Raw genomic sequence first — 26,131 nt, forward strand, 5'->3', positions numbered from 1 at the left:
GTTACGGTTTTAGTGTTTTAATTGAGAACAAAAATAGGAATTTTTTCCGGTTTTCCAATAAAATATACGATCTTCTGCCGGACCTATAAAATCGGCTTCGTACGTCCGCCGTGTTCCTATTTTTTGTATCTTTGGGGGCGTAAAGAGACTTTTTTTCCGTAATTATGACTCCTGCTGCTGTCATTGCCGCCGTTTTGGGCTACATAGCCGTCCTGTTCGTCGTGGCGTGGGTTTCGGGCCGCCGTGCCGACAATGCCGGGTTTTTCACCGGAAACCGCCGCACGCCGTGGTACATGGCGGCCTTCGCCATGATCGGAGCCGCCATGTCGGGCGTGACGTTCATCTCGGTTCCGGGCTCCGTGGCCGTCGATTCGTTCTCCTACATGCAGATGGTCGCGGGCTTCACGGTGGGGCAGCTCGTCGTGGCTTTCGTGCTGATACCCACCTTCTACCGCCTGCGGGTGGTCTCGCTCTACGAGTACCTCGACGATCGTTTCGGCGTCGCATCGCACCGCACTGGGGCGTGGTTTTTCTTCATCTCCAAGATGCTGGGGGCCGCGTTGCGGGTTTATGTCGTCTGCGCCGTGATGCAGTTGCTGGTCTTCTCGCACTACGGCATTCCGTTTTGGGCCAATGCCCTGATAACGATGCTTTTCGTGTGGCTCTACACCCAGCAGGGCGGCGTGAAGTCGCTGATCTGGACCGATACGCTCAAAACCCTCTGCCTCGTGGCGAGCCTCGTGCTGTCGATCGTCTTCATCATGCGGGGACTCGGACTTTCGTTCTCCGATACGGTCCGTGAGGTTTCGGCCTCGCCGATGTCGCGGATTTTCTTCTTCGACGATCCCGCTTCGGACCGCTATTTCTGGAAGATGTTCGCCGCAGGCATCGTCCTGCTGGTCGCCATGACGGGACTCGATCAGGATATGATGCAGCGCAACCTGAGTTGCGCCACGCCGCGTGATTCGCAGAAGAACATCGTGCTGACGGCCGTGAGCCAGATCTTCGTCATCTTCCTTTTCCTGGTGCTGGGCGTGCTGCTGTACCTCTACATGGAGCGCAGCGGCCTGACGCCGCCCGCCAAGAGCGATCAGGTCTTTTCGCTGGTCGCCGTCGATGGCGGACTGCCGCTTGTCGTTGGCATCCTGTTCGTTGTGGGGCTTATCTCAAGCACCTATTCAGCCGCCGGATCGGCCCTCACGGCCCTCACGACCTCCTTTACGGTCGATATTCTCGAAGGCACGAAACGCTGCGGCGAGGAGCGTCTCACGCGCCTTCGCAAAGGGGTTCATATACTGATGGCGCTGGGCATGGCCGCCGTGATCCTCGCTTTCGAATACTGGGCCGACGACAGCGTTATCAACCTGGTCTATAAGGTCGCCGGCTATACTTACGGCCCGATTTTGGGTATGTTCGCTTTCGGGATGTTCACGCGCCGCAAGGTCCGCGACCGCTGGATTCCGCTGGTCGCCGTCGCGGCTCCGGTGCTGAGTGCGCTGGTGCAGTGGTGGGCCCGCGAGGCGTGGGATTACCGGATCGGGTTCGAATTGTTGATTTACAATGCCGCATTTACGATGATCGGCATGTCGTTGCTTGTTGAACGAGATGAAAAATAAAATTTTATCCCTGCTTATATCAATCTTTGCTTTAGGCGTTGTCTCTGCCGCCGAGGTCGGAACGGCCTCCCGTGCCGAAATCGCCCGGATGCTGTCGCGTGTCGTTTCCCGGGAGATCACGGGCGGCTATCAGAAAGCCGAACCGACCACCGTGCGGATCGAGGCCGTGAAAGCCTCTCGCAGCCGGGTGCAGATCTATGCCACGGTCGGATTGTCCTACTATCCGTTCCGCGAGGACAATGTGCGCGCCCTGCGCGATTCGGTGCGCGCGCTGCTGCCGCGGGAGTTCCGCAAGGCCCGCATCGAAATCTATACCGACCGGCGCGAGATCGGCGAACTGGTGCCGCTGGCCTGCCGCAACGCCGCACAGCTGAAGAAGCAGATTGCAAAACGGCAGATCGTGCCGTTCACCAACCGTTCCGAACGGCCGCTGGTCACGCCGCTCTCGGCCGCCGCGACTCCGTCGAAAGGACTTTCGGGGCGTCATATCGCCCTTTGGCAGAGCCACGGACGCTATTTCGACCAGCCCGAAAACTGTTGGAAATGGCAGCGCGCGATGCTGTGGCAGACCTGCGAGGACCTCTATACGCAGAGCTACGTGCTGCCGTATCTGGTCCCGATGCTCGAAAACGCCGGGGCCTGCGTGATGCTGCCGCGCGAACGCGACGTGCAGAAATTCGAGGTGCTGGCCGACAACGATGCCGCAGGGCAGTATGTTGAGACGGGGAGCTGGGAGACTGGCGGCCCGGGCTTTGCACACCTGCGGCAGGTCTATCATACGGGTGAAAATCCTTTCCGCGAAGGTACGACGCGCCGCACGCGGACCGTGTCGGACGATGCGACGGACCGTGCCGTCTGGCGGGCCGACATTCCCGAACAGGGCGAATATGCGGTCTACGTGAGCTATGAATCGACGCCCGAAAGCGCCGACGATGCGCATTATACGGTGCACCACCTCGGCGGCGAGACCGAATACGCCGTCAATCAGACGATGGGCGGCGGCACGTGGATCTACCTGGGGCGCTTCGCCTTCGCTCCGGGGCGCCAGGAGGTCGTGACCCTTTCGAACCGTTCGCGCGCGGCGGGCCGCATCGTTTCGGCCGATGCCGTGAAGATCGGCGGCGGTTTCGGCAACGTCGCCCGCACGCCCTGCGACTCGCTGCGACTGCCCGACACGGAGTATGTCGAGGAGACCAGCGGCTATCCCCGTTTCTGCGAGGGCGCACGCTACTGGCTCCAGTGGGCGGGTTTTCCCGAGGCGGTCTACACGCCGAAAAACAATACCGACGATTACAAGGACGACTACATGTCGCGCGCCCATTGGGTCAACGCCCTGATGGGCGGTTCGGAGCGTCTGCCCGACTCCGCGGGACTGCGCATTCCGGTCGATATGGCGCTGGCGTTCCACTCGGACGCAGGCGTCCGCGACGGCGACGGCATCGTCGGGACGCTGGGCATCTGCTACACCCGCGAGAACGGGGGCAAGTTCGTCGGCGGGGCGGACCGCTACCGTTCGCGCGACCTCACGGACCTCGTGCAGACGCAGGTCGTCGAAGACATCCGCCGCACGTTCGAACCCGACTGGCAGCGCCGCGGGCTGTGGAACCGCGCCTATTACGAAGCGCGTGTTCCGGGTGTTCCGACGATGCTGCTGGAATTGCTTTCGCACCAGAATTTCGCCGACATGCGTCTGGGCAGCGACCCGCGTTTCAAATTCCTCGTGAGCCGCGCTGTCTATAAAGGTATCTTGCGGTATATCAGTTCGCAATACGGATTACCTTATGTCGTGCAGCCGCTGCCCGTCGAGGCTTTCGCCGCGGAGTTTACGGCGGAGGATCGTGTCGCGCTGTCGTGGAGCCCGGTGATGGACCCGCTGGAAAAGAGCGCTGCGCCGACGGGCTATGTGGTCTATACGCGCATGGACGACGGCGGATTCGACAACGGGCGTCCGGTCGATGAACCCGGTCTGGTCGTCGAACAGAAGCCGGGACATATATACAGCTACCGGGTGACGGCCATGAACGAGGGCGGCGAGAGTTTCCCGAGCGAGACCCTCTCGGCCTGCCGCGTAGCGGATGAGAGGGGCCGGGTGCTGATCGTCAACGGGTTCGACCGTGTGAGCGCTCCGCTGAGCGAACGCAGCGATTCGCTCGCGGGCTTCCGCATGGAGATCGACGGCGGGGTTCCTGACCGGCAGGACATCGCATTCGCCGGGGCGCAGCATGTATTCGATCTCTCGCAGGCGCGCTGCGATGTGGACAGCATCGCCCTCGGGGCCTGCGGGTGCGATTTCGAGACCGACGTGATCGGCGGCAACACGTTCGACTATCCGGCTCTGCACGGGCGTTCCGTGGCAGCGGCGGGCTACTCCTTCTGTTCGGCTTCGCTGAAAGCCGTGGAGCGCGGTGAGACGACGCTCGGGCGCTATCCGGCCGTCGATCTCATCCTCGGCAAACAGCGGACGACGACGATCGGCCGCGGTGTGCAGGACCCCGCGTTCGAAACCTTTTCGCCTGAATTGCAGAGCGTTCTGCGGCGTTATCTGGCCGACGGAGGTGCGTTGTTCGCTTCGGGCGCCTATGTGGTCTCGGACCTTTGGGCGGAGGAGGCTCCGGGCGAGGGGCGTGCATTCGCCGAGGAGGTGCTGCATTGTGCGCTCGACACCGGGCGGGCTGCCGAGAGGGGCCGGGTGCGGGTCGTGACGGCGCACAAGGACTTTTCGCGCGGCGAATACCGTTTCAACGACGAATACCGCCCCGACCGGTACATCGTCGAGTCGCCCGATGCGCTGAAACCCGTGGGTGAGGGGGCTTTCGCCGTGATGCGCTACGTCGAGAACGACCGTACGGCGGCTGTGGCCTGCGAGGCGCAGGGGAGGACTTTCGTCGTGGGATTTCCCTTCGAAGCGATCCTCAGTCCTACGGAACGCGACCGGCTGATGCGCGACGCGCTGCGGTTCCTGCTGAATGAAAACATCAAATAGTCGGTACAGTAAACTTAAAATCAAAATACTATGTCGCTGGAACAACAGATCTCGAAAGGGATCATGGAGGCCATGAAGGCCAAGGATACGGTGCGTCTGAGCGCACTGCGCAATGCCAAGAAGTACATCATCGAAGCCAAGACCGCAGGTCCGGAGATCGCCGAACTGCCCGATGCCGACGTGCTGAAAATCATCTCGAAGCTCGCCAAGCAGGGCACCGATTCGGCGGCGATCTTCACCGAACAGAACCGTGCGGACCTGGCATCGGAGGAGTTGGCCCAGGTGGCCGTATATCAGGAGTTTCTGCCCAAGCAGCTGACGCCGGAGGAGCTGACCACCGAGGTGAAGGCCCTGATCGCCGAAGTCGGCGCCACGTCGATGAAGGAGATGGGCAAGGTGATGGGCGTTGCGTCCAAAAGGCTCGCGGGCCGTGCCGACGGCAAGGATATTTCGGCCAAGGTGAAGGAGCTGCTGTCGTAAGATGCGCCTGCTGGAACACCTGCACCGCAACGTGAAGACCGTCGCCATGCCGACGGCCATGGTGGTCGGGGCGTTGCTGTGCCGTCCGATTTCGGCGCTCGAAGCGTGGACGCATCAGATGATCACCCCGACGCTGATCTTCCTGATGCTCTTCGTCACCTTTTGCCGCGTGAAACCCAGGCAGATGAAACCTTCGATGCTGCACGTCTGGCTGCTTTTGTTTCAGACGGTGGTCTGCATCGGGGTCTACCTCGCGCTGCGGCCTCTGAACGACATCGTGGCGCAGGGGGCGATGATCTGCGTGCTGGCTCCCGTGGCGATGGCCGCGGTGGTCATCGGCGGCATGCTGGGGGCCAACGTCGCCACGATGGCCACGTACAGTCTGCTGTGCAACATGGCGGTCGCTCTGCTGGCTCCGGTGATCCTCACCTTCACGGGGACCGGGACGTGTACTTTCACGCAGATTCTGGCCCGCATCGCGCCGCTGTTGGTGATGCCTTTCGCCGCGGCGCAGTTCTGCCGCTTCGTCTTTCCGAAAGCGGCGCAATGGGTCGGGGATCACAGTCAGATTTCGTTTTACATGTGGCTGGCGTCGCTGTTGGTGATCATCGGCCGCACGACGGCTTTCATCATCGACCTGCACGATGCGTCGCTCTCCACGGAGTTGTGGCTCGCATTCGCCGCGCTGGTGATCTGCCTTGTGCAGTTCAAGGTGGGGCGCATGCTGGGCCGCCGTTACGGCGATCCCGCCGCGGGCGGACAGTCGCTCGGGCAGAAAAATACGGTGCTGGCGGTGTGGATGGCGCAGTCGTTCCTGAATCCCATTTCGTCGATCGCCCCCACGGCGTATATCGTCTGGCAGAACTTCGTGAACTCGTATCAGATATGGAGAAAGGACCGCAGGAAATGAACCGGGCGGGCAGAACGGTCTATCCGATCCTGCTGATGGTCTGTGCCACCCATCTGCTCAACGATATGATGCAGTCCGTCATTCCGGCGGTCTATCCGTTGCTCAAAGAGAAATTCGGCTTCACGTTCGCGCAGATCGGCCTCATCACGCTGGTTTTTCAGCTCACCTCGTCGCTCCTGCAACCTGTTGCCGGGCGGTTGGCCGACCTCCATCCGCGGCCCTATTCGCTGGCCGTGGGGATGTGTTTCACGCTGTGTGGACTGCTCGCGCTCGCCGCTGCCCCCGGATTCTCGCTTATTCTGATGTCGGTCGGACTGATCGGCTGCGGTTCGTCGGTCTTCCACCCCGAATCCTCGCGCGTGGCCCAGCTCGCCTCGGGAGGCCGCAAGGGACTGGCGCAGTCGATTTTCCAGGTCGGCGGCAATGCCGGAAGCGCCTTGGGGCCCCTGCTGGCCGCGCTGATCGTGATTCCGTTCGGGCAGGCTTCGATCGGGTGGTTCGCGCTGGCCGCGCTGTTGGCTATCTTCATCCTCGTGAAGATCGGAAACTGGTACAAACGCCAGTTGGCCCTGTCGGCCCGCAGGCCGGCCGCTGCCGTAGGTGCCGCGGGCCCCGGCCTTTCGAAACGGAAAATCCGGAATGCGCTCCTCATCTTGGGCGTGCTGGTCTTTTCGAAGTATTTTTATATCGCTTCGATGACCAACTACTTCACGTTCTTCCTGATGGAGAAGTTCTCGATGTCGGTGCAGGGGGCTCAGTACGCGCTTTTCGCGTTCCTCGCGGCTTCGGCGGCGGGGACTTTCATCGGCGGTCCGGTCGGCGACCGCGTCGGGCGCAAATACGTGATCTGGGGCTCGATCCTCGGCGCGGCTCCCTTTACGCTGATGCTTCCCTATGCGGGTCTGACCGGGACCATCGTGCTGGCCGTCGTCATCGGACTGGTCATCTCGTCGGCTTTCTCGGCCATTCTGGTCTATGCCACCGACCTGATGCCCGGCAAGGTCGGCATGATCGCCGGGGTCTTCTTCGGGCTGATGTTCGGACTGGGCGGCCTCGGCTCGGCCTTCTTCGGGTGGCTGGCCGACCGGACGAGCATCGAATTCATCTTCCGGGTCAGCACTCTGCTGCCCCTGCTGGGCGTCATCACGGGCTTTTTGCCGAACATCGAATTGAAAAGAGATGAAAAATAAGATATATCCCCGCGAGGGGGACCGGCAGACGGTCTATCTGAAAGAGGTCGTCAGCGACCCGAATATCGAGGTGGGGGAGTGGACGATCTACAACGATTTCGCGGCCGACCCCGTCGATTTCGAACGCAATAACGTGTTGTACCACTATCCGGTGAACGGTGACCGGCTGGTCATCGGGAAATTCTGCTCGCTGGCCTGCGGCGCGCGGTTCTTGTTCAACAGCGCCAACCATACGCTCAAGTCGCTGTCCACCTATCCGTTCCCGATTTTTTGGGGCGAGGAGTGGGGCATCGACAAGTCGGAGGTGGCTTCGGCGTGGGACAACCGGGGCGACATCGTTGTCGGCAATGACGTGTGGATCGGTTACGAAGCGGTCGTGATGGCGGGCGTCACGATCGGTGACGGGGCGATCGTCGCCTCTCGGGCCGTCGTGACGCGTGACGTGCCGCCCTATGCCATCGTCGGAGGCGTTCCGGCCAAGGTCATCAAATATCGTTTCGACCCGGCGACGGTCGAAAGCCTGTTGAGAATAAAGTGGTGGGAGTGGCCTGCGGAAAGGATTCGCCGGGCCCTGCCGCTGATCCGCGGCGGGAAGGCCGAAGAGCTGGCGCTATTTGCGGAAAATGAAGTAGACAGCCAGGATCAGGCATAGGAATCCTGCGAGGTGGTTCCAGCGCAGAGTGTCGGATTTCATGAAAACCAGCGCGAAGACGGTGAACACCGAGAGCGACACGACCTCCTGAATGACTTTCAGCTCCCAAATCGAGAACGGGCCCCCGAATTCGGCGCTTCCGATGCGGTTGGCCGGGACCTGGAAACAGTATTCGAACAGCGCGATGCCCCAGCTCAGCAGGACGATGGCGAGAAGCCCGAAGCGTTCGAGTCTGGATTTGAAGGCGATATGCCCGTACCACGCCAGCGTCATGAAAGCGTTGGAGACGACGAGCAGCAGAATGGTGGCGATTCCCTTGAACATGACGCACTAAGCCAGCAGGGCGCCGAGGTCGGTCAGCTCGGCGAAATTGTTGACGATCATGTCGGCCGGGGTTTCGCGCTCCAGCACCGCACGCGGCAGGGTGGTCGTGAGGGCCACGATGCGGCCCGCTCCGGCCCGGCGGGCGGCTTCCAGCCCCGCTTTGGCATCCTCGAAGATCACGCAATCGGCGGGTGCGACGCCCAGCGCGGCGGCAGCCGTGAGGTAGATTTCCGGATCGGGTTTGCAGCGCGTGACCATGTCGCCCGAGATCTTCGCGTCGAAGTAAGGGCCTATGGAGCACTTTTCGAGCACGAAATCGACGTTGGCCTTGCATCCCGACGAACCCACAGCGCAGCGGACACCCGCGGCGCGGAGCCGTTCGAGCAGTTCGACGAGCCCTTCGACGGGGTGGATGTCGGGGGCGTAGATTTCGCGGTAGATGGCCTCCTTCTCGTCGGCCAGCGCCGCGAGACCCTTTTCGCGGATGATCTCTTCGGGCATGACGGCGCGCATGATGTCGTCGCTGCCCATGCCGAAGCTGTCGGCGAGTTTCTCTTTCCAGTCGGTCACGCCGTAACGGGCGTAGAATATCTCAAAGGCACGGACATGCACCGGGGAGTTGTCCACCAGCGTACCGTCCATGTCGAACAAGGCTGCTTTTTTCATCGTCGGTTTCATTTTGACAGCGCAAAGGTAGTCAAAATCCCCGACACCTCCGCGGGCGTAGGTCAGAATTTGAGCCGCAGGCTGAGGTTGACGGCGAAATTCTGCGTCTCCTGCCCGGGTGTGGGGTCGCGGTGGGTGAGCCTCCAGATGCAGTCCACGCGGAAGAGTCTGAAGATGTTCTCCACGCCGAATCCCATCTCCACATAGGGGTCCGATACCGAGGTCATGCCCACGGGGAACAGCAGGTCGGCTTCGGTTCCGGCCAGCGAGCCGTTGTTCTCTCTCGACAGCGTGCCCCAGACTCCTTTGCAGACCAGCACCTCGCGCCATTTGAGTTTTTTGATGAGCGGCAGGCGCCCCAGCAGGATGCCGTTGAAGTGGTGCTCCCAGAACCACGACACCCAGGTATCGGAGGCGAATTCGTAAAAATTCATGCACGAAAAGGCGTAGGGATCGTAGAAATAGGTGCCGTTGCCCTCGTGGAGTTTGAGCAGCAGGTAGGGAACCTTGCCGAAGATGCGGCCGCCCTGCACCGTGATGTCCGAATAGCCCACGGGCGGCAGTTCGGGGCGGTAGCGGATGCCGGCGTCGAGACGGTAGTATTCGGGACTGCCGGAGAGGGCGTCGCGTATCCCGGCCGTGAATCCGAGCGTGAGGACAGGGTAGGTCGATCCCAGGTACTGCTTGTCGAAAGGCATGCGGTAGACCGTCTCGTTCTTCGAAAGGCGCAGCCCGACGCTCGCCGCGACATCCGATACGGAGTTGACCGGCGTGCCGTCGGGCCTCAGCATCGGGACGTAGCGGTTGGCGAAGATGCGCTGCATGCGCGCTCCCGCGAACGCACTCACGCCGTGGCGCCACTCGTGTTCGTAGACCGCTTCGCCGCGGTTGACCATCGAGAGCCGCTGGTCGCCGCGCGAGAGGATCGACGAGAGTATGTTGCTTTCGGTCAGGGCGTTCTGTCCGGCGCCCAGCTGCATCACGTCGTGCCGGGCCGAGAGGGTCAGCTTGCGCGTCAGCCGCCGGTTGAAGGCCAGTTCGACGCTTCCGCCGCCCTTCATGTCTTCGTCGCGCGTGCCGTAGGCCACGTAGCCCCCGACACGCACCGTGCGGCTGACGTTGGTGGTCGTGCGCCCTCCCAGCTGCATGCGGAAGCCTTCGAGCTTGTTGAAACTGGCGAGTTTGTAGTAGGGACCTATGCCGATGTATTTCGTGTTCCAGTAGCCGACGATGACGGTGTTGACGAAGGTGTAGATGTTGCGATAGAGGGGCACGTTCTGCACCGAATCGACCATCGAATAGATGCCCTTCTCCTTTTCGCTCAGCGAGTAGGGGCGTATGCGCTCCCAGTAGGCTTCGTCGTGCTGCCCGGGCCGGTCGTCGCAGACTACGACGTTGTTGTCCATGCGCAGGATTTCGTCGGGAATCGGTTCGCCGATCCGCACGTCGCTGTACGCCACCTCGCGCGTGCCGATGAACGACGTGAGCTTCGACGAGTCGGCCGTCGAGACGGAGAACTCCGCCGACACGCGGTCGCGGCTGCGGAACCAGCGGCCGCCGTCGGTCCGCCGGTTCTCGTTTCCGAGCATCAGGTGCCTGATCCAGTTGACGTTGACCCCTTTGGGCATGCGTGCCGACGCCGATTGCAGGGCGTAGGTCGCCGAGTCGATGTTGACCTCGCCGTCGAGCACCGGGGTCGTGAGACGCTTGGGATGGAAGCGGATTTTGTAGGTCTTGCGGCCCTCGTGCATCACGCTGTCCACGAGGAAATAGTTGTAGAACGAGCGGCCCCCGTCGGCCAGCGGACTGGCGAAACGCACGTTGAAGATGTCGATGAAGTTGTCGTAGAAATTCACGTCGCCGTGCATCCCGCCCGTGAACTGCGCCACGGCGAAACTGTCCTCGACGCCCGAAACGCGGCTGGCGAGGATCACCTCGCGCTTGAACTCCGGACGGCTGCTGCGGTGGAGCTCGGCCGTCGATTCGGAGATCATCGCCGGAAGGTAAGCCTGCCCCGTGAGCGCCGAGGTGTCCACATAGTCGAACACGAACCCGAAGTTGCGTTGCAGGCGCTTGCTCCGGAACTGCGGCCTGATGTTGGTCAGGTCGAGTTCCATCTTGGTATAGGTGCGGCAGCTGTACGTGTCGTAGCGGTCGGGGTCGTTCTGCGGTTTGTTGCGGATCACGCCGTCGAGGATCGGATGCGCGGGGTTCTCGCCGGGGGTGATGACCACCTGCCCGATGCCGAACTCCACGGCTTCGAGGGCGAAATCCACGTGGTTGAACGTCCCGGGCGTCACCGGGAGGGTCTGCGTGGCGTAGCCGACCATCGAGGCTTGCACGCGGCTCACCGTGTCGCGGGTTTCGAGGGCGTAGATGCCCTGCTCGTCGGTGGTGATGCCCGTCGTGGTGCCGGGGAATACGACGCTGACGAATTGCAGGGGCTTTCCGTCGGCGGCGTCGGTCACCCGTCCGCGGACACGTGTGGTCTGTGCCGAAGCTCCTGCCGCCCAGAGGATTCCGAGCAGAAACATGATGATCGTCCTTTGCGTCATACCGCGGCAAATGTAGCAAAAATGTACACATTCGGGCAATTTGAATTACCTTTGCGGCAGATTAGCCGATAAAAGGAACAATATGGCACACGGGAGAATCGAGAAGACAAATGCCGCGCGGCTGCTCGACCGCGCGAAGATCGCCTACGAACTGATACCTTACCGGGTGGACGAGGAGCATCTCGCCGCCACGCACGTCGCCGAACAGCTGGGCGAGGATATCGCCTGCGTCTTCAAGACCCTCGTGCTGAAAGGCGACCGCACGGGTTATTTCGTCTGCGTCGTGCCGGGCGATCACGAGGTCGATCTGAAAGCCGCGGCGAAGGTCTCGGGCAACAAGAAGGTCGATCTGATTCCGATGAAGGAGCTGCTGCCCGTGACGGGGTATATCCGCGGGGGCTGTTCGCCGATCGGCATGAAGAAAGCCTTTCCGACCTACATCCACGCATCGGCTTCCGAACACCCCTTTATCTATATCAGCGCCGGGGTCCGCGGCTTGCAGCTCAAACTCGCTCCCGCCGACCTGGCGGCCTACGTGCGGGCGGCGTTCGCCGAGATCAGCCGGAGAGGCGAAAGCTGAAAATGGGACAGGTCCGATGGATCGTGTCATTGCGGGGAGGACGTGCCCGACGCGGTGATCTGCGCCGGAGTTGCAACGTCCCGATTTTCGATCGGATTGCCACGCTCGCCGCGCTCGCTCGCAATGACGGTAGCGGCGATTTTACTTTTTATATATCTCTTCGTAGTATTTCTCGTACTCTCCCGAGGTGATGTCGTCCATCCATTGTTGGTTGTCGAGATACCAGCGGACGGTCTTTTCGATCCCCTCCTCGAATTGCAGCGAGGGTTCCCAGCCTAATTCCTCTTTGAGTTTGCGCGAGTCGATGGCGTAGCGCAGATCGTGCCCCGCGCGGTCGGCGACGTAGGTGATCAGCTTCTCCGAAGTCCCCTCGGGACGCCCCAGCAGGCGGTCGGTGACCCGGATGACGACCCGTATCAGGTCGATGTTGCGCCACTCGTTGAATCCCCCGATGTTGTAGGTTTCGCCGTCGCGGCCCCGGTGGAAGATCGTGTCGATGGCCCGGGCGTGGTCCTCGACGTAGAGCCAGTCGCGGACATTTTCGCCCCGGCCGTAGACCGGCAGCGGCCTGTTGTGACGGATGTTGTTGATGCACAGCGGGATGAGCTTTTCGGGGAACTGGCAGGGGCCGTAGTTGTTCGAGCAGTTGGTGACTACCGTCGGTAGCCCGTAGGTGTCGTGGAACGCCCTGACGAAATGGTCCGACGAGGCTTTCGACGCCGAATAGGGGCTGTGGGGGGCGTAGCGCGTCTCCTCGGTGAAGAGTCCGCCATCGAGCGGCAGGGCTCCGTATACCTCGTCGGTCGAGATGTGGTAGAAGCGCTTGCCCTCCCATGCGCCGTTCCAGGCTTCCCTGGCGGCTTGCAGAAGCGTGAGCGTTCCCAGGACGTTGGTCCGCGCGAAGGTGAACGGATCGCGGATCGAACGGTCCACGTGGCTCTCGGCCGCGAGGTGGATCACGCCGTCGATGGCGTGTTCCGCGAACAGCGCGCGCACGGCGTCGTAGTCGCAGACGTTCCCCCGGACGAAGGTATAGTTGGGGGCGTCCTCGATGTCGCGGAGGTTGGCGAGGTTGCCCGCATAGGTCAGCAGGTCGAGGTTGACGATCCGGTAGTCGGGATATTTCGTGACGAACAGCCGCACGACGTGCGAGCCGATGAATCCGGCGCCGCCGGTTATGAGGATGGTGCGTTTCATGGTTGCATCGTTTTCAGACAATATAGCAGCGACTCCCGCCAGTGGGGGATTTCGATGCCGAACGTCGTTTTGAATTTGCCCTTGTCGAGGACCGAATAGGCCGGGCGGGGGGCCTTGGTGGGGTACTCCGCCGTGCGGCACGGCTCGATACGGCATTTGTCGTGCCCGGCCGCCGCGGCGATCTCCACGGCGAAGTCGTACCAGGAGCAGACGCCCTCGTCCGAGAAGTGGTATAGTCCTTCGTGACCGCGCAGCTGTCCGCCCTCGATCACCGAGAAGATCCCCAGCGCGAGGTCTCCGGCGTAGGTCGGGGTTCCGATCTGGTCGAAGACCACCTTCAGCGACTCCCGTTCGGCCGTCAGCCGCAGCATCGTTTTCAGAAAATTGTTCCCGAATGCCGAGTAGAGCCACGCCGTGCGCAGGATCAGATAGCTGCATCCCGACGCCTCGACGGCCTGTTCCCCGGCGAGCTTCGTGCGGCCGTAGACGCTCAGCGGCGCCGTCGGGGCCTGCTCGGTGTAGGGCGTGTGGGCCTTTCCATCGAATACGTAGTCGGTCGAAATGTGGATCAGCGTGGCTCCCGTGGCCGCTGCCGCCGCCGCGAGGTTCGCAGGGGCAAGGCGGTTCAGGAGATCGGCCGCCTCCTCGTTCTCCTCGGCGCGCTCCACATCGGTGTAGGCCGCGCAGTTGACGATCGCTTCGGCGCGGGTCTGCTCCGCGGCCCGGCGAACGGCCCCGGCGTCGGTAACGTCGAGCTCCGCTGCGTCGGTGAAGATGTAATTGTTGGGCGATACGGCGCCCAGACGCTGCATTTCGCTGCCCAGCTGTCCGTTGGCGCCCGTTACTAATATGTTCATGGTTTTCGGTATTCAAACAGTTCTTCGGCCTCGGCCAGCGTCGGACGGCGGCGGTCCTTCTCCGAGAGCACGACGGCGTCGGCCGGAAGCCGCCAGTCGATGCCCAGCGCAGGGTCGTCCCACGCGATGCCGCCCTCGCTCGCAGGGTCGTAGTAATTGTCGCATTTGTACTGGAACACGGCCTCGCCGTTCAGCACGGCGAATCCGTGTGCGAATCCGCGGGGGATGAACAGCTGGCGGCGGTTTTCGCCCGAGAGCTCCGCCGCGACGTGGCGTCCGAAGGTGGGCGACCCGCGGCGGATGTCCACCGCCACGTCGAGCACCGTGCCCGAGACTACGCGCACCAATTTGGCCTGCGCGGCCTCCCCGCGCTGGAAATGAAGCCCCCGGATGACGCCGTAGCACGATTTCGACTCGTTGTCCTGCACGAAGTCCACCGCGCCTGCGGCCTCCTCGAAACGCCGCCGGGAGAAGCTCTCGAAGAAATAGCCCCGGGCGTCGCCGAACACCTCGGGTTCGAGGATCAGCACCCCTTCGATGTCGGTCCGGTATATCTTCATCGGTGTTCGTCGATAAGTTTGAGCAGGTATTGCCCGTACTGGTTTTTGAGCATCGGCGCAGCCAGCTCGCGGACCTTCCCGGCCGTGATCCAGCCGTTGCGGTAGGCGATGCCTTCGAGACAGGCGATTTTGAGCCCCTGCCGCTTTTCGATCACCTCCACGAAGATCGAAGCCTCGGCCAGCGAGTCGTGCGTGCCCGTGTCGAGCCATGCGAAACCCCGCTGGAGGGGCTGCACCTTCAGCTCCCCGTCGGCAAGGAACGCCTGGTTCACCGAGGTGATCTCCAGTTCGCCGCGTGCCGAGGGCCTGATCGATTTGGCCACCCGGACCACCTTGTTGGGGTAGAAGTAGAGCCCCACGACGGCATAGTCGGATTTCGGATGCGCGGGTTTCTCCTCGATCGAGAGGCAGTTGCCCGCCGCGTCGAACTCCGCCACGCCGTAACGCTCGGGGTCCTCGACGCGGTAGCCGAAGATGGTCGCCCGGTTCTGCTCCTCGGCGCTGCGGACCGCTTCGCGGAGCATCCCCGTGAAGCCCGCCCCGTGGAAGATGTTGTCGCCCAGCACCAGACATACCGAATCGTCGCCGATGAACTCCTCGCCGATCAGGAATGCCTGCGCCAGTCCGTCGGGCGAGGGCTGTTCGGCATAGGAGAGGCGCACGCCGTAGTCCGAGCCGTCGCCCAGCAGGCGGCGGAAGGCCGGCAGGTCGGCGGGGGTCGAGATGACGAGTATGTCGCGGATGCCGGCGAGCATCAGCGCCGACAGCGGGTAATAAACCATCGGTTTATCGTAGATCGGGAGCAGCTGTTTGCTGACACCCTTGGTTATCGGATAGAGGCGCGTTCCCGAGCCTCCCGCCAAGACAATGCCTTTCATATCGTTGCGTGTTGATCACTCCCTGCGGTTCGCGCACAGGGGAATTTCAGTCGAAGGTACGGCTTTTTTACGAATTTCCGGTATTCAGGGGCCGATTTTTTAATTGATTCCGCTGTGCAGGAGAGGGCGCGGACGGATATGCGGCTTTGAACCTGCCGCTGAAAACGCCGCTTCGCTCACAGCTCGATGGTCTTCGTGACGCCGACCTCCTCGGCGAAGCGGCTGTCGTGGGTGACCAGCAGCAGCGTGCCCCGGTAGCTGCGGATCGTGTCGGTCAGGATGCCGAGGCTTTGCAGATCGAGGTTGTTCGTCGGTTCGTCGAGGATGAATAGGTCCGGCACGTGGTTTCCGATCATCAGGCAGCAGAGGTTCAGCCGCATCCGTTCGCCGCCGCTGAGCGTGTCGCACGCCTTGTCCCACGTTTCGGCGGGGAACAGCGCCCGGTGGAGCCGCATTTTCAGTTCGTGGTCTTCGAGGTGGCTGCGGTTGTACGCCTGCGCGGTTTCCAGTACCGTCGCCGGGGTGTCGAGACGGCTGTATTCTTGATCGAGACAGACGTACGAAAATTCGCTCCGGCGGATTTCGCCCGCCGTGGGCTGCAACTCCCCGGTCAGCAGCTTGACGAAGGTGGTCTTGCCCGCTCCGTTGCCGCCCCGCAGGCGGATGCGCTCCCCGCTGCGGATCGTCGCGTCGAGGGGTTCGACCCAGAGCGGCCTGCCCCCGGGGTAGGCGAAATCGACGCCCCGGAACTCCGCCAGCAGCTTGCCGTCGTGGAGCTGCGCATCGTCGAAATCAATCCGCAGCAGGCATTCGCGCTGCTGCCGGGCGCGCAGTCCGGCGATCTTCTCGCTGTCGCGGCCGATGATCTCGGTGTGCTGGTTCCGGAGGCGTGAGGCCGTCCGTTCGCCGCTGTCCTTCAATCCTTTGCGCAGGATGCGCGGAGCCTGGTCCTTTTTCCTTTCGCCCTGCGCCGCACGTTTCTCCTGCCGCTCGCGGATCTCCTGCGCCCTTCTGCGGGCTTGTTTCAGGGCGCTCTGCGCGGCGTCGATACGCTGTTCGAGGGCCTGCCGTTCGATTCGTTTCTGCTCCCGGTAGATATCGTAGTTTCCGCCGTAGCGTTTCAGCCCCAGCGGCGAGAGTTCGTAGGTCGTTTCCAGCAGGTTCAAAAGCGTGATGTCGTGGCTCACGACCACCACGGTGGCCCGCGTGTCGCGGACGAAGGCGCAGAGCTGCCGCCGCCCCTCCTCGTCGAGGTGGTTGGTCGGTTCGTCCAGCAGGAGTATTTCGGGTTTGCGGAGCGACGCTCCCGCCAGCAGGAGTTTGGTCCTCTCTCCGCCGCTCAGGGTGTCGGCCGGGGTGTCCGGCCCTGCGCGGTGGAGCCCCCAGCCGTCGAGCGCCGCACGGCATTTCGCTTCGATCTCCCAGTCGTCGCCCAGCGTGTCGTAATGGACCGGATCGGTGCTTCCGGCGCAGATGGCTCGCAGGGCCGCGATCTTTTCGGCAGCGCCCAGCGCCTCGGCGACGCTCAGGCCCGCCAGGTCGGGCTGTTGGGGGACATAACAGGGACGTGCGGCGCAGGCGACGCTGCCCGACACGGGCGTGAGTTCGCCGGCCAGCAGTTTCAGAAGCGTGGATTTTTCCGTTCCGTTGTTGCCGACGATGGCAGCCTTTCCGCCCGGCGGCACGGAAAATCGGATCGCTTCGAACAGCGACTGCCGGTTGGTATAGCGATAGGAGAGATCGCAGACGACGATATGCATGAATACACAATAAAATGGGGGTCTTGCGTGAAGACCGGTTAAACCGATGTTTCGTTCCGGGCGGATACGGCGTCGGTCCGACTGACCCCGATCCGTTTTATTGTCGTATTCTCATCGCAGTGATTAATTGGTGACGGCGCAAAGATACGGATAATTTCGGAAATTCCGCACCTTTGCGCCGTCTTTTGTCCCGGGAGCGCCTTACAGGGCTTTCAGCCGGTAGTCCCCGGCTTCGGCGACGGCCCGCTGCAACTCCTCGTCGGAGTACGTGCGGCCCGTGAACCGGACCTCGGCCGCCGGCGGGTCGAGCGTGACCGATGCCGATACGCCTTCCAGGGCGTTGAGCGCTTTTTCCACGTGCATGCGGCAATGGTTGCACATCATGCCTTCCACTCGATACTTTTTCATGACAGGTTGTTTTTTATCGGTTTTTTCCTTGTACAGTTTTGCACGTTTCAGACGCAGGCTGTTGCCCACCACGCTGACGCTGCTCATCGCCATCGCGGCCCCCGCGATCATGGGGTTGAGCTGAACCCCCAGCAGCGGGTAGAGCGCCCCGGCGGCCACGGGCACGCCGATCAGGTTGTAGACGAACGCCCAAAAGAGGTTCTGACGGATGGTGCGCACCGTGAGGCGCGAGAGGCGGATGGCTTCGGCGATCTTCGTGAGGTCCGACGAGATGATCGTCACCGGGGCCGCCTCCATCGCAATATCGCTGCCGCGCCCCATGGCGATTCCGAGGTCTGCACGGGCCAGCGCCGCGCTGTCGTTGATGCCGTCGCCCGCCATGGCCACCGTGTGCCCCTCTTCCTGAAGCGTGCGGATGAATGCCTCCTTTTGGTGGGGGAGCACTCCCGCACGGTAGTTGTCGATGCCTGCCTTGCGGGCCACCTCGCGGGTGGCCGCCTCACCGTCGCCGGTGAGCATCCAGACCGCGATGCCCTGTTCGCGCAGCTCCCGGACAGCCTCCGCCGAGCCCTCTTTCAGACGGTCGGTGATCCCCGCCACGGCCAGCGCCCGCTGCGCATCGGCGAACCAGACGACGGTTTTGGCCTCCCCGGCCATCCGTTCCGCCGCCGTGCGGAGCTCTTCGCCGACGGCGATGCCGTGTTCGTCGAGCAGGGCTTCGTTTCCGGCGTAGTAGGTCCGTCCGCCGACGATGCCGCTCACGCCCCGTCCGGTAATGCTCTCGAACTCCTCGACTGCCACCGGGGCGCACCCTTCGAGATGCGCGGCGACGGCTCCGGCCAGCGGATGTTCCGAAAGTTTTTCGAGGGCGCAGAGTATATTCCGGTGCGAATCGTCGTCCCCGGCCCATACGAGGTCCGTCACCTCGGGACGCCCTTCGGTCAGCGTTCCGGTCTTGTCCAGCACCACGACATCGACCCGGACGGCCGTTTCGAGGCTCTCGGCGTCCTTTATCAGAATGCCGTTCTCGGCCCCTTTGCCGATTCCGGCCATGATGGCCGTGGGCGTCGCCAGCCCCAGGGCGCAGGGGCAGGCGATGATGAGCACCGTGACCAGCGCCAGCAGGCCGTGCGAAAATCCGTTCTCCGGGTCCAGCAGCACCCACGCCGCGAACGAGACGAGGGCGATGCCGATGATCACGGGCACGAAGACACCCGCGATGCGGTCCACGAGCTTCTGCACCGGGGCTTTGCTGCCCTGCGCCTCCTGCACCAGCCGGATGATCTGCGCCAGCAGGGTTTCGCTCCCGACCTTCGCGGCCGTGAAGCGGAAACTTCCCCGTTGGTTGACGGTTCCGGCGAACACCGCGTCCCCGGGGCCTTTGGCTGCCGGCACGGGCTCTCCGGTGAGCATGCTTTCATTGACGTAGGAACTGCCCTCGGCGACGGTTCCGTCCACGGCGATCCGCTCGCCGGGACGTGCCAGCAGCAGGTCGCCGGGCCGGATTTCGGCGACCGCGACCTCGTGCTGCCCTCCGTCCGGCGCGATGCGGACCACCGTTGCGGGCTGAAGTCCCATCAGCTTGCGGATGGCCTCCGAGGTGTGGTCGCGGGCGCGGGCTTCGAGCAGGCGTCCCAGCAGGATGAAGGCGATGATGACGCTCGCCGCCTCGAAATAGACGTGGGGATGGATGCCCCGGGCCTCCCAGAATCCGGGGAAGAGCATGTTCGCCACGCTGAAAAGATAGGCGACCCCGGTGCTTCCGGCCACCAGCGTGTCCATGTTGGCCGAACCGCGGCGGAGCTGTCGCCAGGCGTTGACGAAGAAATCGCGTCCCAGCACGAACACCACCGGCGTTGACAGCAGCCACATGAACTCTTCGGCATAGGGCATTCCCATCCAGAACATCCCCACGACGACCACCGGCACCGACAGGGCTATGGCCCACACCGTGCGGCGTTTCAGCGAACGATAGCGTTCGCCCGCGGCCTTTTCGGCCTCCCGGGCGGCATCCCCGGCTCCGACGATCAGATCGTAACCTGCCTGCCGCACGGCCTCCCGCAGGGCGGCGGGGGAGCATTGCGCGGGGTCGTACTCCACCAGGGCGGTCGCCGCCGCGAAATTCACCGCGGCCCGGCTCACGCCCGGAACGCTGTTCAGAACTTTGTCCACCTTCGCCGCGCACGCCGCACAACTCATGTCGGCGACCGGGAAGGTCTGTTTTACGCTGTGGTTTTCCATCTCCGTTACCTTGTTCGTGCTTCGTTGCAAAGGTAACGCCACGGGGCCGCGGAGCCGTTACAGAATTATGGAATAGATTTACAAGATTCCGGCAGCTACACCTTGTCGAGGGGTTTCCGGTCGCCTTCGGACTGCTCGCGGAAGCGGGTAGGGGTCATTCCCGTCAGGCTCTTGAACTGCGCGCTGAGGTGGGCGGCGCTCGAATAGTTCATCAGGTCGGCGATCTCGCCGAGCGACAGCTCGCCGTAGGCCAGCAGCTCTTTCACCCGCTCGATCTTCTGGGCGATGAAGTATTTTTCGACGGTCGTTCCGGTCGTCTCGGAAAAAAGTTTGCTGATCTGGCTGTATTCGTGTCGGGTGATTTCGGACAGCCGGTCGGAGAGATTGACCCGCAGGGCCCCGTTGTCGCGGTGCACCAGCCGGATGATCTCGGTCTTCACCTGCTCGACGATCCGCTGCCGGGGTTCGTCGAGGAGTTCGAATCCCAGCTCCCGCAGCCGTTCGCCCAGCCGTTTCCGCAACTCTTCCGCCACCGGAGCCGCCGTGCGCACCACGCCCAGCTCGACGGAGCGGGTTTCGATGCCGAGTTCCGCGAACAGCTCCCGCACGACCATCCGGCAGCGGTCGCACACCATGTTGCGGATATATATGGGTTCGTTCGTCTCCATCACTCGATCGTCAGATCCTCCGGACGGACTTTGGGAACGTAGTGCGTGCCGCCCTCGCGGTAGTAGGCGCGGTCGCCGTCCGCACCGATCGGCACCAGTTCGATCTTCTCGATGCCCCGGCCGATGGCGAGGATCAGCAGCGGCTCCCACTCCAGCCCGAACTCCTGCCGGATGCGCTCCTTGTCGAAAGCCCCGATGCAGATGCCGTTCAACCCGATTTCCGCGGCTTGCAGCAACATGCTTTGAGCCGAGATGCCGAGGTCGATGTCCACGTAGCGGTCCTCCGCTGCGGTCGAACAGACGATGATGAAGGCGTTGGGCTCGGTGCCCGGCAAGGGGAGGTGCAGGTGGGGCAGGGCCCCTCCGAGACGGATGTGCGCCAGCACCTTCTGCGCTTCGCCGGACAGCACGGGGCGGAACCTCAGCACCTGCTGGTTGCGTGCCGAGGGGATTTTGGCGTTTACGGCGATGATGCGCCGGAGCTGGTCTTCGCGGACGATGAAATTCGCGTCGTAACCGCGGTGGCTGCGGTTTTTCAGCAGCAGTCGGCTGAGCGTCGCCAGGGGCCTGCGGCTGCCTTGTGCGGCTGCCGTCCGGGCCCGGTACTCCTCCATTTTCCGTTCCAGATAGTTGTCTGCCATGATTCGTTTCCGTTAGTCGAAGCAAAGATAGTACAAACCGGGTACAAAGACAAAAAAAAGCGGCTGTCGCATGACAGCCGCTTTTTTCCGTGAACCCGCTGGGGCTCGAACCCAGGACCCCAACATTAAAAGTGTTGTGCTCTACCTGCTGAGCTACGGATTCTCCGTGTGCCAAATAGGAATCGCTTCCGTTTTGGTGGTGCAAATGTACGGATTTATTTTTAATTTGCAACACCTGACCTGCAAAATTTGCGCAAAACCTGCTTTTTCGTGTTTCGGTTCGCCGGGATCGTGAAAATTGCTGCGCCGATTTTGATTTGCCGAAATAAAAAGATATTTTTGTAGGCGTTAACGCGAAATTAACTCTAAAATTCCAATAATTCTATGTGTAAAGCGCTGATTATCGGTGCGGGAGGCGTCGGCACCGTGGTGACCCAGAAGATCGCTGCCAATCCCGTGTTTACGGATGTGATGCTGGCCAGCCGCACCAAATCCAAATGCGATGCCGTGGCGGCCGCCATCGGCGGCAACCGCGTGAAGACCGCCGAGGTCGATGCCGACAACGTGCCGCAGCTCTGCGAACTTTTCCGCGCGTTCAAACCCGACATCGTGGTCAACGTGGCGCTGCCGTATCAGGACCTGACGATCATGGATGCCTGCCTCGAATGCGGCTGCAACTACCTCGACACGGCCAACTACGAGCCCAAGGACGAGGCGCATTTCGAATACTCGTGGCAGTGGGCCTATCAGGACCGCTTCAAGGCCGCGGGTCTCACGGCGATCCTCGGCTGCGGCTTCGACCCGGGCGTTACGGCCATCTTCACGGCCTATGCCGCCAAGCACCATTTCGATGAAATCCACTACCTCGACATCGTCGATTGCAACGCCGGCAACCACGGCATGGCCTTCGCCACGAACTTCAACCCCGAGATCAACATCCGCGAGGTGACCCAGAAGGGCCGTTACTACGAGAACGGAGAGTGGGTCGTGACCGAGCCGCACGAGATCCACAAGCCGCTCAGCTATCCGGGCATCGGCGAGCGCGAGTCGTACGTGATCTATCACGAGGAGCTGGAGTCGCTCGTCAAGAACTATCCCACGATCAAGCGGGCGCGCTTCTGGATGACTTTCGGACAGGAGTATCTGACGCACCTGCGCGTGATTCAGAATATCGGCATGGCGCGCATCGACCCGATCATCTACAACGGCGTGGAGATCGTCCCCATCCAGTTCCTCAAGGCGGTGCTTCCCGACCCCAAGTCGCTGGGCGCCAACTATCACGGACAGACCTCGATCGGCTGCCGCATCAAGGGCGTCAAGGACGGCAAGGAGCGCACGTACTATATTTATAACAACTGCGACCACGAGGAGGCTTTCCGTCAGACTGGGACGCAGGCCGTGTCGTTCACGACGGGCGTTCCGGCGGCGCTGGGCGCTTCGATGTGGGCCAAGGGGCTGTGGCGCGGCGCCGGGGTGTTCAACGTCGAGGAGTTCGATCCCGATCCGTTCCTCGCCGAGCTGGGCGAGCAGGGGCTTCCGTGGCACGAGTTGTTCGACGTGAACCTGGAGGTCTGATTTTCCGGTTCTCGAATAAAAAATTGCGGATGCGTTTTACGTGTCCGCAATTTTCATTATATTTGCCTTGGAAACCAACTTATTTCAGCCTATGATATAACCCAAATGACTTTCGATCGGGACGCCCGGACATAGGCGTCGAACATATAAAAGCGCATCGGCTTTTTTCTTACTCGCGAAAATTGGACACTTTCAGGATAGTAAGGAACAAAGGTTGATGCTCGCGCTGTTTTTCAGCGTGGGCATTGTCTTATATCCTGCTATCTGGGTCGTCCAATACCTCGCGAGTGGATATAATGATATGTCCACGTTTTTTTTTATTGAACCAATCAATCGTTTATTATGAAAAGGTACATTTTGCTTGTCTTTTGCATCCTCCTGGGATTCGTCTATTTTTTCATACCGCTGGCCTACGTCGAAGGTGTCGTTGGGAACGGTGGGGTATATGGTTTCGGTCGCTACATTGAAATCAGCAATGCCAAAGGCGATGCCGTGGTGATGGTTGCTTTGCTGACTTCATTACTGTCCTATTTTCTGATTTTTGTGGCATTGCTGTTCCGATGGATTCGGGCCGCCAAATGGCTGAGCGTGCTGGCGCTCGTTTCTCCGGTTGCTGCGTTGTTCCAGCTCGATTTCGTAAGCGGCGTAAATTATGCCGGAGCGTTCGTTTACGTTTTGTTGAGTGTCGTGTTTTTTATTCTCTGTTTGACACTTAGATCCTCTGACAGGGAGCCTAAATAGCTCGTGTTATCCGGGCGAGTAGGTATAAATACCTATTTTTGCGTGAAATCATCGGACGGGCGTCGCTCCGTGCCGATGATTTTGCTATTTTTGCAACTGTTTTGGACGTTTTCGCTGAACGAGGGCAGACCGGGCTTGCCCGGATTGTGCCGAGTGGAGAAAACGAAGGATGAAATCCAACTAAAAACGATTCGATGATTGACTTTCTGAAACTGCCGTCGCCGTGTTACGTCCTCGACGAGAAACTGCTCGATGCGAACCTCGGGACGATCGACCGCGTGCGCCGGGAATCGGGTGCCGAAATTATCGTGGCCCTGAAGGCTTGCGCCATGTGGAGCGTCTTTCCCGAACTGGCGCGGCACTCCGACGGAGCGACTGCGAGTTCCGCCGCCGAGGCGCGCCTCGTTTTCGAGGAGTTCGGGAAGCCCGCCCACACCTACGCCCCGACTTATACGGACCGCAATATCGACGAGATACTGCGTTGCAGCGACCATATCACCTTCAACTCCGTCTCCCAGTTCGAACGTTTCGGGCAGCGGGCCCTTATCAGCGGCCTTTCGTGCGGCCTGCGGATCAATCCGCAGTATTCGCCCGTCGAAACGGACCTCTACAACCCCTGCGTTCCCGGCTCGCGGCTGGGCGTCACGGCCGAACAGCTGGCGGCGCACGGCGGACTTCCGGCGGGCATCGAGGGGCTGCATTTCCACGTCCTCTGCGAATCGCGCCCGGAACACCTGCGGAAAGCGCTGGAAGCCGTCGAAACGCATTTCGGGGCGTATCTCGATCGGATAAAGTGGCTCAATATGGGCGGCGGCCATCTGATGACCGCCTCGTGGTACGACTGCGACGAACTGATCGCCGTTCTGAAAGATTTCAGGTCCCGGCATCCGCACCTGCGGCTGATCCTCGAACCCGGCAGCGCCTTCACGTGGCGAACGGGCTATCTGGTTTCGACCGTCGAGGATGTGGTCGAGAACGGCGGGGTGCATACGGCCATGCTCGACGTGTCGTTCGCCTGCCACATGCCCGACTGCCTCGAAATGCCCTACAAACCGGCCATCGTCGGGGCGCACGAGCCCGCCGAGGGGGAGAAGCGCTGGCGCATGGGCGGCACGAGCTGCCTCGCGGGCGATTTTTACGGCGACTGGGCTTTCGACCACGATCTGAAGGTGGGGGAGCGCATCGTCTTCGAGGATATGATCCACTACACGATGGTCAAGACCACGATGTTCAACGGCGTCCAGCACCCCGCGATCGTCATTGCACGCCGTGACGGACGTGTCGATGTCATCCGCGAGTTCGGCTACGAAGATTTCAGAAACCGCATGTCGTAAACAATACAAACAACGATAAATGAAAGATTTTACACCTACTTCCTACACCTTGGAGTGCGTCGCCACGGGGCGCGAATTCGAGGACACCGGCTGGATGCTCGCCGACCCGCAGTACAAGGAACCGTCGCTCGTCCGCGCCAAATACGCCTGCAAACAGCTCGACGTGAAGCCCGCCGAGTGGGGGCTCTACCGCTTCTGCGACTGGCTGCCCGTGCGGCGCATCCTCAAGGGCTCGTCGGCTCCCGTGACCTACAAGAGCAAGGGGCTGGCCAAGCACCTCGGGCTGGAAAACCTCTGGATCACCTTCAACGGCTATTATCCGGCCATCGGAGCCACGATGACTACGTGTTCCTTCAAAGAGACCGAAGCCTATTCGGTCTGCGGCCGCGCCGCTGCCGACGAACAGCGCGTGCTGGTCGTGGCCTCGGCCGGAAACACGGCCCGCGCCTTCGCCAAGGTCTGCTCCGACAACAACATCAAGTTGCTGTTGTCGGTTCCCTACGACAATATCGACGCGCTGTGGTTCGACGAACCGCTGAACCCCTGCGTGAAACTCATTTCGTGCGACAAGGGGGGCGACTATTTCGACGCCATCTACCTGAGCGACCTGGCGCTGAAAGGTCCGGGCTTCTATGCCGAGGGCGGGGCCAAGAACATCGCGCGCCGCGACGGCATGGCTTGCACGGTCCTCTCGGCCGTGACGACCATCGGCCGCATTCCCGACTACTATTTCCAGGCCGTGGGCAGCGGTACGGGAGCCATCGCCGCCTGGGAGGCCAACATGCGCCTGATCGAGGACGGCCGCTTCGGCACGAACACCATGAAGATCATGGTGTCGCAGAACGCGCCGTTCGTCCCGATGTACGACGCCTGGCGGGCCGATTCGCGCAAGATGCTGCCGTACGACGCCGACAAGGCGCGCCGCGATGCGGAGATCATCGACGCCAAGGTGCTGTCGAACCGCCGTCCGCCCTACGCCATCGCCGGCGGACTCTACGACGCGCTGAAAGCCACCGGCGGCGAGTTCTTCGTAGCCACTAACGCTATGGCCCGCAAGGCCCGCAAGCTCTTCCACGACCTCGAGGGCGTCGACATCTATTCGGCAGCCGGCGTCGCCACGGCATCGCTCATCAACGCCGTCGCCGCCGGAAAGATCGAGAAGGACGCCACCGTCATGCTCAACATCACGGGCGGCGGCGAGGAGCATTTTAAGGAGGGCAAGGAGCTCTGGTACCTTAAGCCGAGCCACGTCTTCCCGCTCGACCCCGACCCTGCGAACGTGGTGGAGACGGTCGAGGCATTGTTCAACTGACGC

Annotated in this window: 22 protein-coding genes and 1 tRNA gene; 11 read left to right on the top strand and 12 right to left on the bottom strand. The window is 61.8% G+C overall.

The annotated features are described in order from the left end of the window. The first annotated feature begins 164 nt into the window (after positions 1–164). From WMO46_RS04575 to WMO46_RS04600, 6 genes are read left to right on the top strand one after another with little or no spacing between them, the layout of a single operon-like run. A complete protein-coding gene (locus WMO46_RS04575) occupies positions 165–1,616 on the top strand; it encodes a sodium:solute symporter (protein ID WP_349093905.1) in 1,452 nt (483 codons plus the stop codon). Next, the gene (locus WMO46_RS04580) at positions 1,606–4,599 is read left to right on the top strand and encodes a golvesin C-terminal-like domain-containing protein (RefSeq protein ID WP_349093906.1); all 2,994 of its coding nucleotides are present in this window, start codon (positions 1,606–1,608) and stop codon (positions 4,597–4,599) included. The genes WMO46_RS04575 and WMO46_RS04580 overlap by 11 nt, the downstream gene beginning before the upstream one ends. Before the next feature lie 30 nt (positions 4,600–4,629). Further along, positions 4,630–5,079, top strand: coding sequence for a GatB/YqeY domain-containing protein (locus WMO46_RS04585; RefSeq protein WP_349093907.1), 450 nt, complete (start codon positions 4,630–4,632; stop codon positions 5,077–5,079). Position 5,080: 1 nt separating this feature from the next. Next, entirely contained in the window at positions 5,081–5,989 is a 909-nt protein-coding gene (locus WMO46_RS04590; protein ID WP_129652054.1) for a transporter, read from the top strand. Beyond that, positions 5,986–7,179 carry an MFS transporter gene (locus WMO46_RS04595; protein ID WP_349093971.1) on the top strand — a complete coding sequence of 398 codons (1,194 nt, stop codon included), beginning with the start codon at positions 5,986–5,988 and terminating at the stop codon, positions 7,177–7,179. Before WMO46_RS04590 ends, WMO46_RS04595 begins: the two co-directional genes overlap by 4 nt. Continuing rightward, a complete protein-coding gene (locus WMO46_RS04600) occupies positions 7,169–7,831 on the top strand; it encodes a CatB-related O-acetyltransferase (protein ID WP_349093908.1) in 663 nt (220 codons plus the stop codon). Before WMO46_RS04595 ends, WMO46_RS04600 begins: the two co-directional genes overlap by 11 nt. Here WMO46_RS04600 and WMO46_RS04605 read toward each other — a convergent pair. The 3 genes from WMO46_RS04605 to WMO46_RS04615 all read right to left on the bottom strand — a co-directional run bounded on the left by WMO46_RS04605 (position 7,790) and on the right by WMO46_RS04615 (position 11,376). Further along, the gene (locus WMO46_RS04605) at positions 7,790–8,155 is read right to left on the bottom strand and encodes a DMT family protein (RefSeq protein ID WP_019150452.1); all 366 of its coding nucleotides are present in this window, start codon (positions 8,153–8,155) and stop codon (positions 7,790–7,792) included. The two genes, WMO46_RS04600 and WMO46_RS04605, sit on opposite strands and share 42 nt — an antisense overlap. A gap of 6 nt (positions 8,156–8,161) precedes the next feature. Further along, positions 8,162–8,821 (bottom strand): HAD family hydrolase, encoded by a 660-nt coding sequence (locus WMO46_RS04610; protein WP_349093910.1) that lies wholly within the window; start codon positions 8,819–8,821, stop codon positions 8,162–8,164. 62 nt (positions 8,822–8,883) lie between these two features. Beyond that, positions 8,884–11,376, bottom strand: coding sequence for a DUF5686 and carboxypeptidase-like regulatory domain-containing protein (locus WMO46_RS04615; RefSeq protein ID WP_349093911.1), 2,493 nt, complete (start codon positions 11,374–11,376; stop codon positions 8,884–8,886). Positions 11,377–11,458: 82 nt separating this feature from the next. On the opposite strand from WMO46_RS04615, the gene ybaK reads away from it, so the two are divergent. Further along, positions 11,459–11,956: a Cys-tRNA(Pro) deacylase gene (ybaK, locus tag WMO46_RS04620; RefSeq protein ID WP_129652058.1), complete on the top strand. Its 498-nt coding sequence runs from the start codon at positions 11,459–11,461 to the stop codon at positions 11,954–11,956. 141 nt (positions 11,957–12,097) lie between these two features. Here ybaK and rfbB read toward each other — a convergent pair whose 3' ends face one another. The 9 genes from rfbB to WMO46_RS04665 form a co-directional block, all read right to left on the bottom strand. Next, positions 12,098–13,153, bottom strand: coding sequence for a dTDP-glucose 4,6-dehydratase (rfbB, locus tag WMO46_RS04625; RefSeq protein ID WP_129652059.1), 1,056 nt, complete (start codon positions 13,151–13,153; stop codon positions 12,098–12,100). Further along, positions 13,150–14,010: a dTDP-4-dehydrorhamnose reductase gene (rfbD, locus tag WMO46_RS04630; RefSeq protein WP_129652060.1), complete on the bottom strand. Its 861-nt coding sequence runs from the start codon at positions 14,008–14,010 to the stop codon at positions 13,150–13,152. The genes rfbB and rfbD overlap by 4 nt, the downstream gene beginning before the upstream one ends. Then, positions 14,007–14,570, bottom strand: coding sequence for a dTDP-4-dehydrorhamnose 3,5-epimerase (gene rfbC / locus WMO46_RS04635; protein ID WP_129652061.1), 564 nt, complete (start codon positions 14,568–14,570; stop codon positions 14,007–14,009). Before rfbC ends, rfbD begins: the two co-directional genes overlap by 4 nt. Continuing rightward, positions 14,567–15,448 carry a glucose-1-phosphate thymidylyltransferase RfbA gene (rfbA, locus tag WMO46_RS04640; protein WP_276716085.1) on the bottom strand — a complete coding sequence of 294 codons (882 nt, stop codon included), beginning with the start codon at positions 15,446–15,448 and terminating at the stop codon, positions 14,567–14,569. The genes rfbC and rfbA overlap by 4 nt, the downstream gene beginning before the upstream one ends. A 176-nt stretch (positions 15,449–15,624) precedes the next feature. After that, on the bottom strand, positions 15,625–17,208 hold the full coding sequence (locus WMO46_RS04645; protein WP_349093912.1) for an ABC-F family ATP-binding cassette domain-containing protein: 1,584 nt from the start codon (positions 17,206–17,208) through the stop codon (positions 15,625–15,627). A 201-nt stretch (positions 17,209–17,409) separates the two neighbouring features. Next, positions 17,410–19,857 carry a heavy metal translocating P-type ATPase gene (locus tag WMO46_RS04650; RefSeq protein ID WP_349093913.1) on the bottom strand — a complete coding sequence of 816 codons (2,448 nt, stop codon included), beginning with the start codon at positions 19,855–19,857 and terminating at the stop codon, positions 17,410–17,412. Positions 19,858–19,952: 95 nt separating this feature from the next. Beyond that, positions 19,953–20,525 carry a helix-turn-helix domain-containing protein gene (locus WMO46_RS04655; protein WP_349093914.1) on the bottom strand — a complete coding sequence of 191 codons (573 nt, stop codon included), beginning with the start codon at positions 20,523–20,525 and terminating at the stop codon, positions 19,953–19,955. After that, positions 20,525–21,166 (bottom strand): nitroreductase family protein, encoded by a 642-nt coding sequence (locus WMO46_RS04660; RefSeq protein WP_019150441.1) that lies wholly within the window; start codon positions 21,164–21,166, stop codon positions 20,525–20,527. The genes WMO46_RS04655 and WMO46_RS04660 overlap by 1 nt, the downstream gene beginning before the upstream one ends. 90 nt (positions 21,167–21,256) lie before the next feature. Further along, positions 21,257–21,329 (bottom strand) — tRNA-Lys (locus tag WMO46_RS04665). 221 nt (positions 21,330–21,550) lie between these two features. On the opposite strand from WMO46_RS04665, the gene WMO46_RS04670 reads away from it, so the two are divergent. The 4 genes from WMO46_RS04670 to WMO46_RS04685 all read left to right on the top strand — a co-directional run bounded on the left by WMO46_RS04670 (position 21,551) and on the right by WMO46_RS04685 (position 26,128). After that, positions 21,551–22,741: a saccharopine dehydrogenase family protein gene (locus WMO46_RS04670; RefSeq protein WP_019150440.1), complete on the top strand. Its 1,191-nt coding sequence runs from the start codon at positions 21,551–21,553 to the stop codon at positions 22,739–22,741. 342 nt (positions 22,742–23,083) lie between these two features. Next, positions 23,084–23,482, top strand: a complete 399-nt coding sequence (locus tag WMO46_RS04675; protein WP_349093915.1) for a hypothetical protein — start codon at positions 23,084–23,086, stop codon at positions 23,480–23,482. A 194-nt stretch (positions 23,483–23,676) separates the two neighbouring features. Beyond that, positions 23,677–24,816: a carboxynorspermidine decarboxylase gene (nspC, locus tag WMO46_RS04680; RefSeq protein ID WP_019150438.1), complete on the top strand. Its 1,140-nt coding sequence runs from the start codon at positions 23,677–23,679 to the stop codon at positions 24,814–24,816. Positions 24,817–24,835: 19 nt separating this feature from the next. Then, positions 24,836–26,128, top strand: coding sequence for a cysteate synthase (locus tag WMO46_RS04685; protein ID WP_195496853.1), 1,293 nt, complete (start codon positions 24,836–24,838; stop codon positions 26,126–26,128). The last annotated feature ends 3 nt before the right edge of the window (positions 26,129–26,131 follow it).

The organism is Alistipes intestinihominis, assembly GCF_040095975.1.
Taxonomy (GTDB): domain Bacteria; phylum Bacteroidota; class Bacteroidia; order Bacteroidales; family Rikenellaceae; genus Alistipes; species Alistipes senegalensis.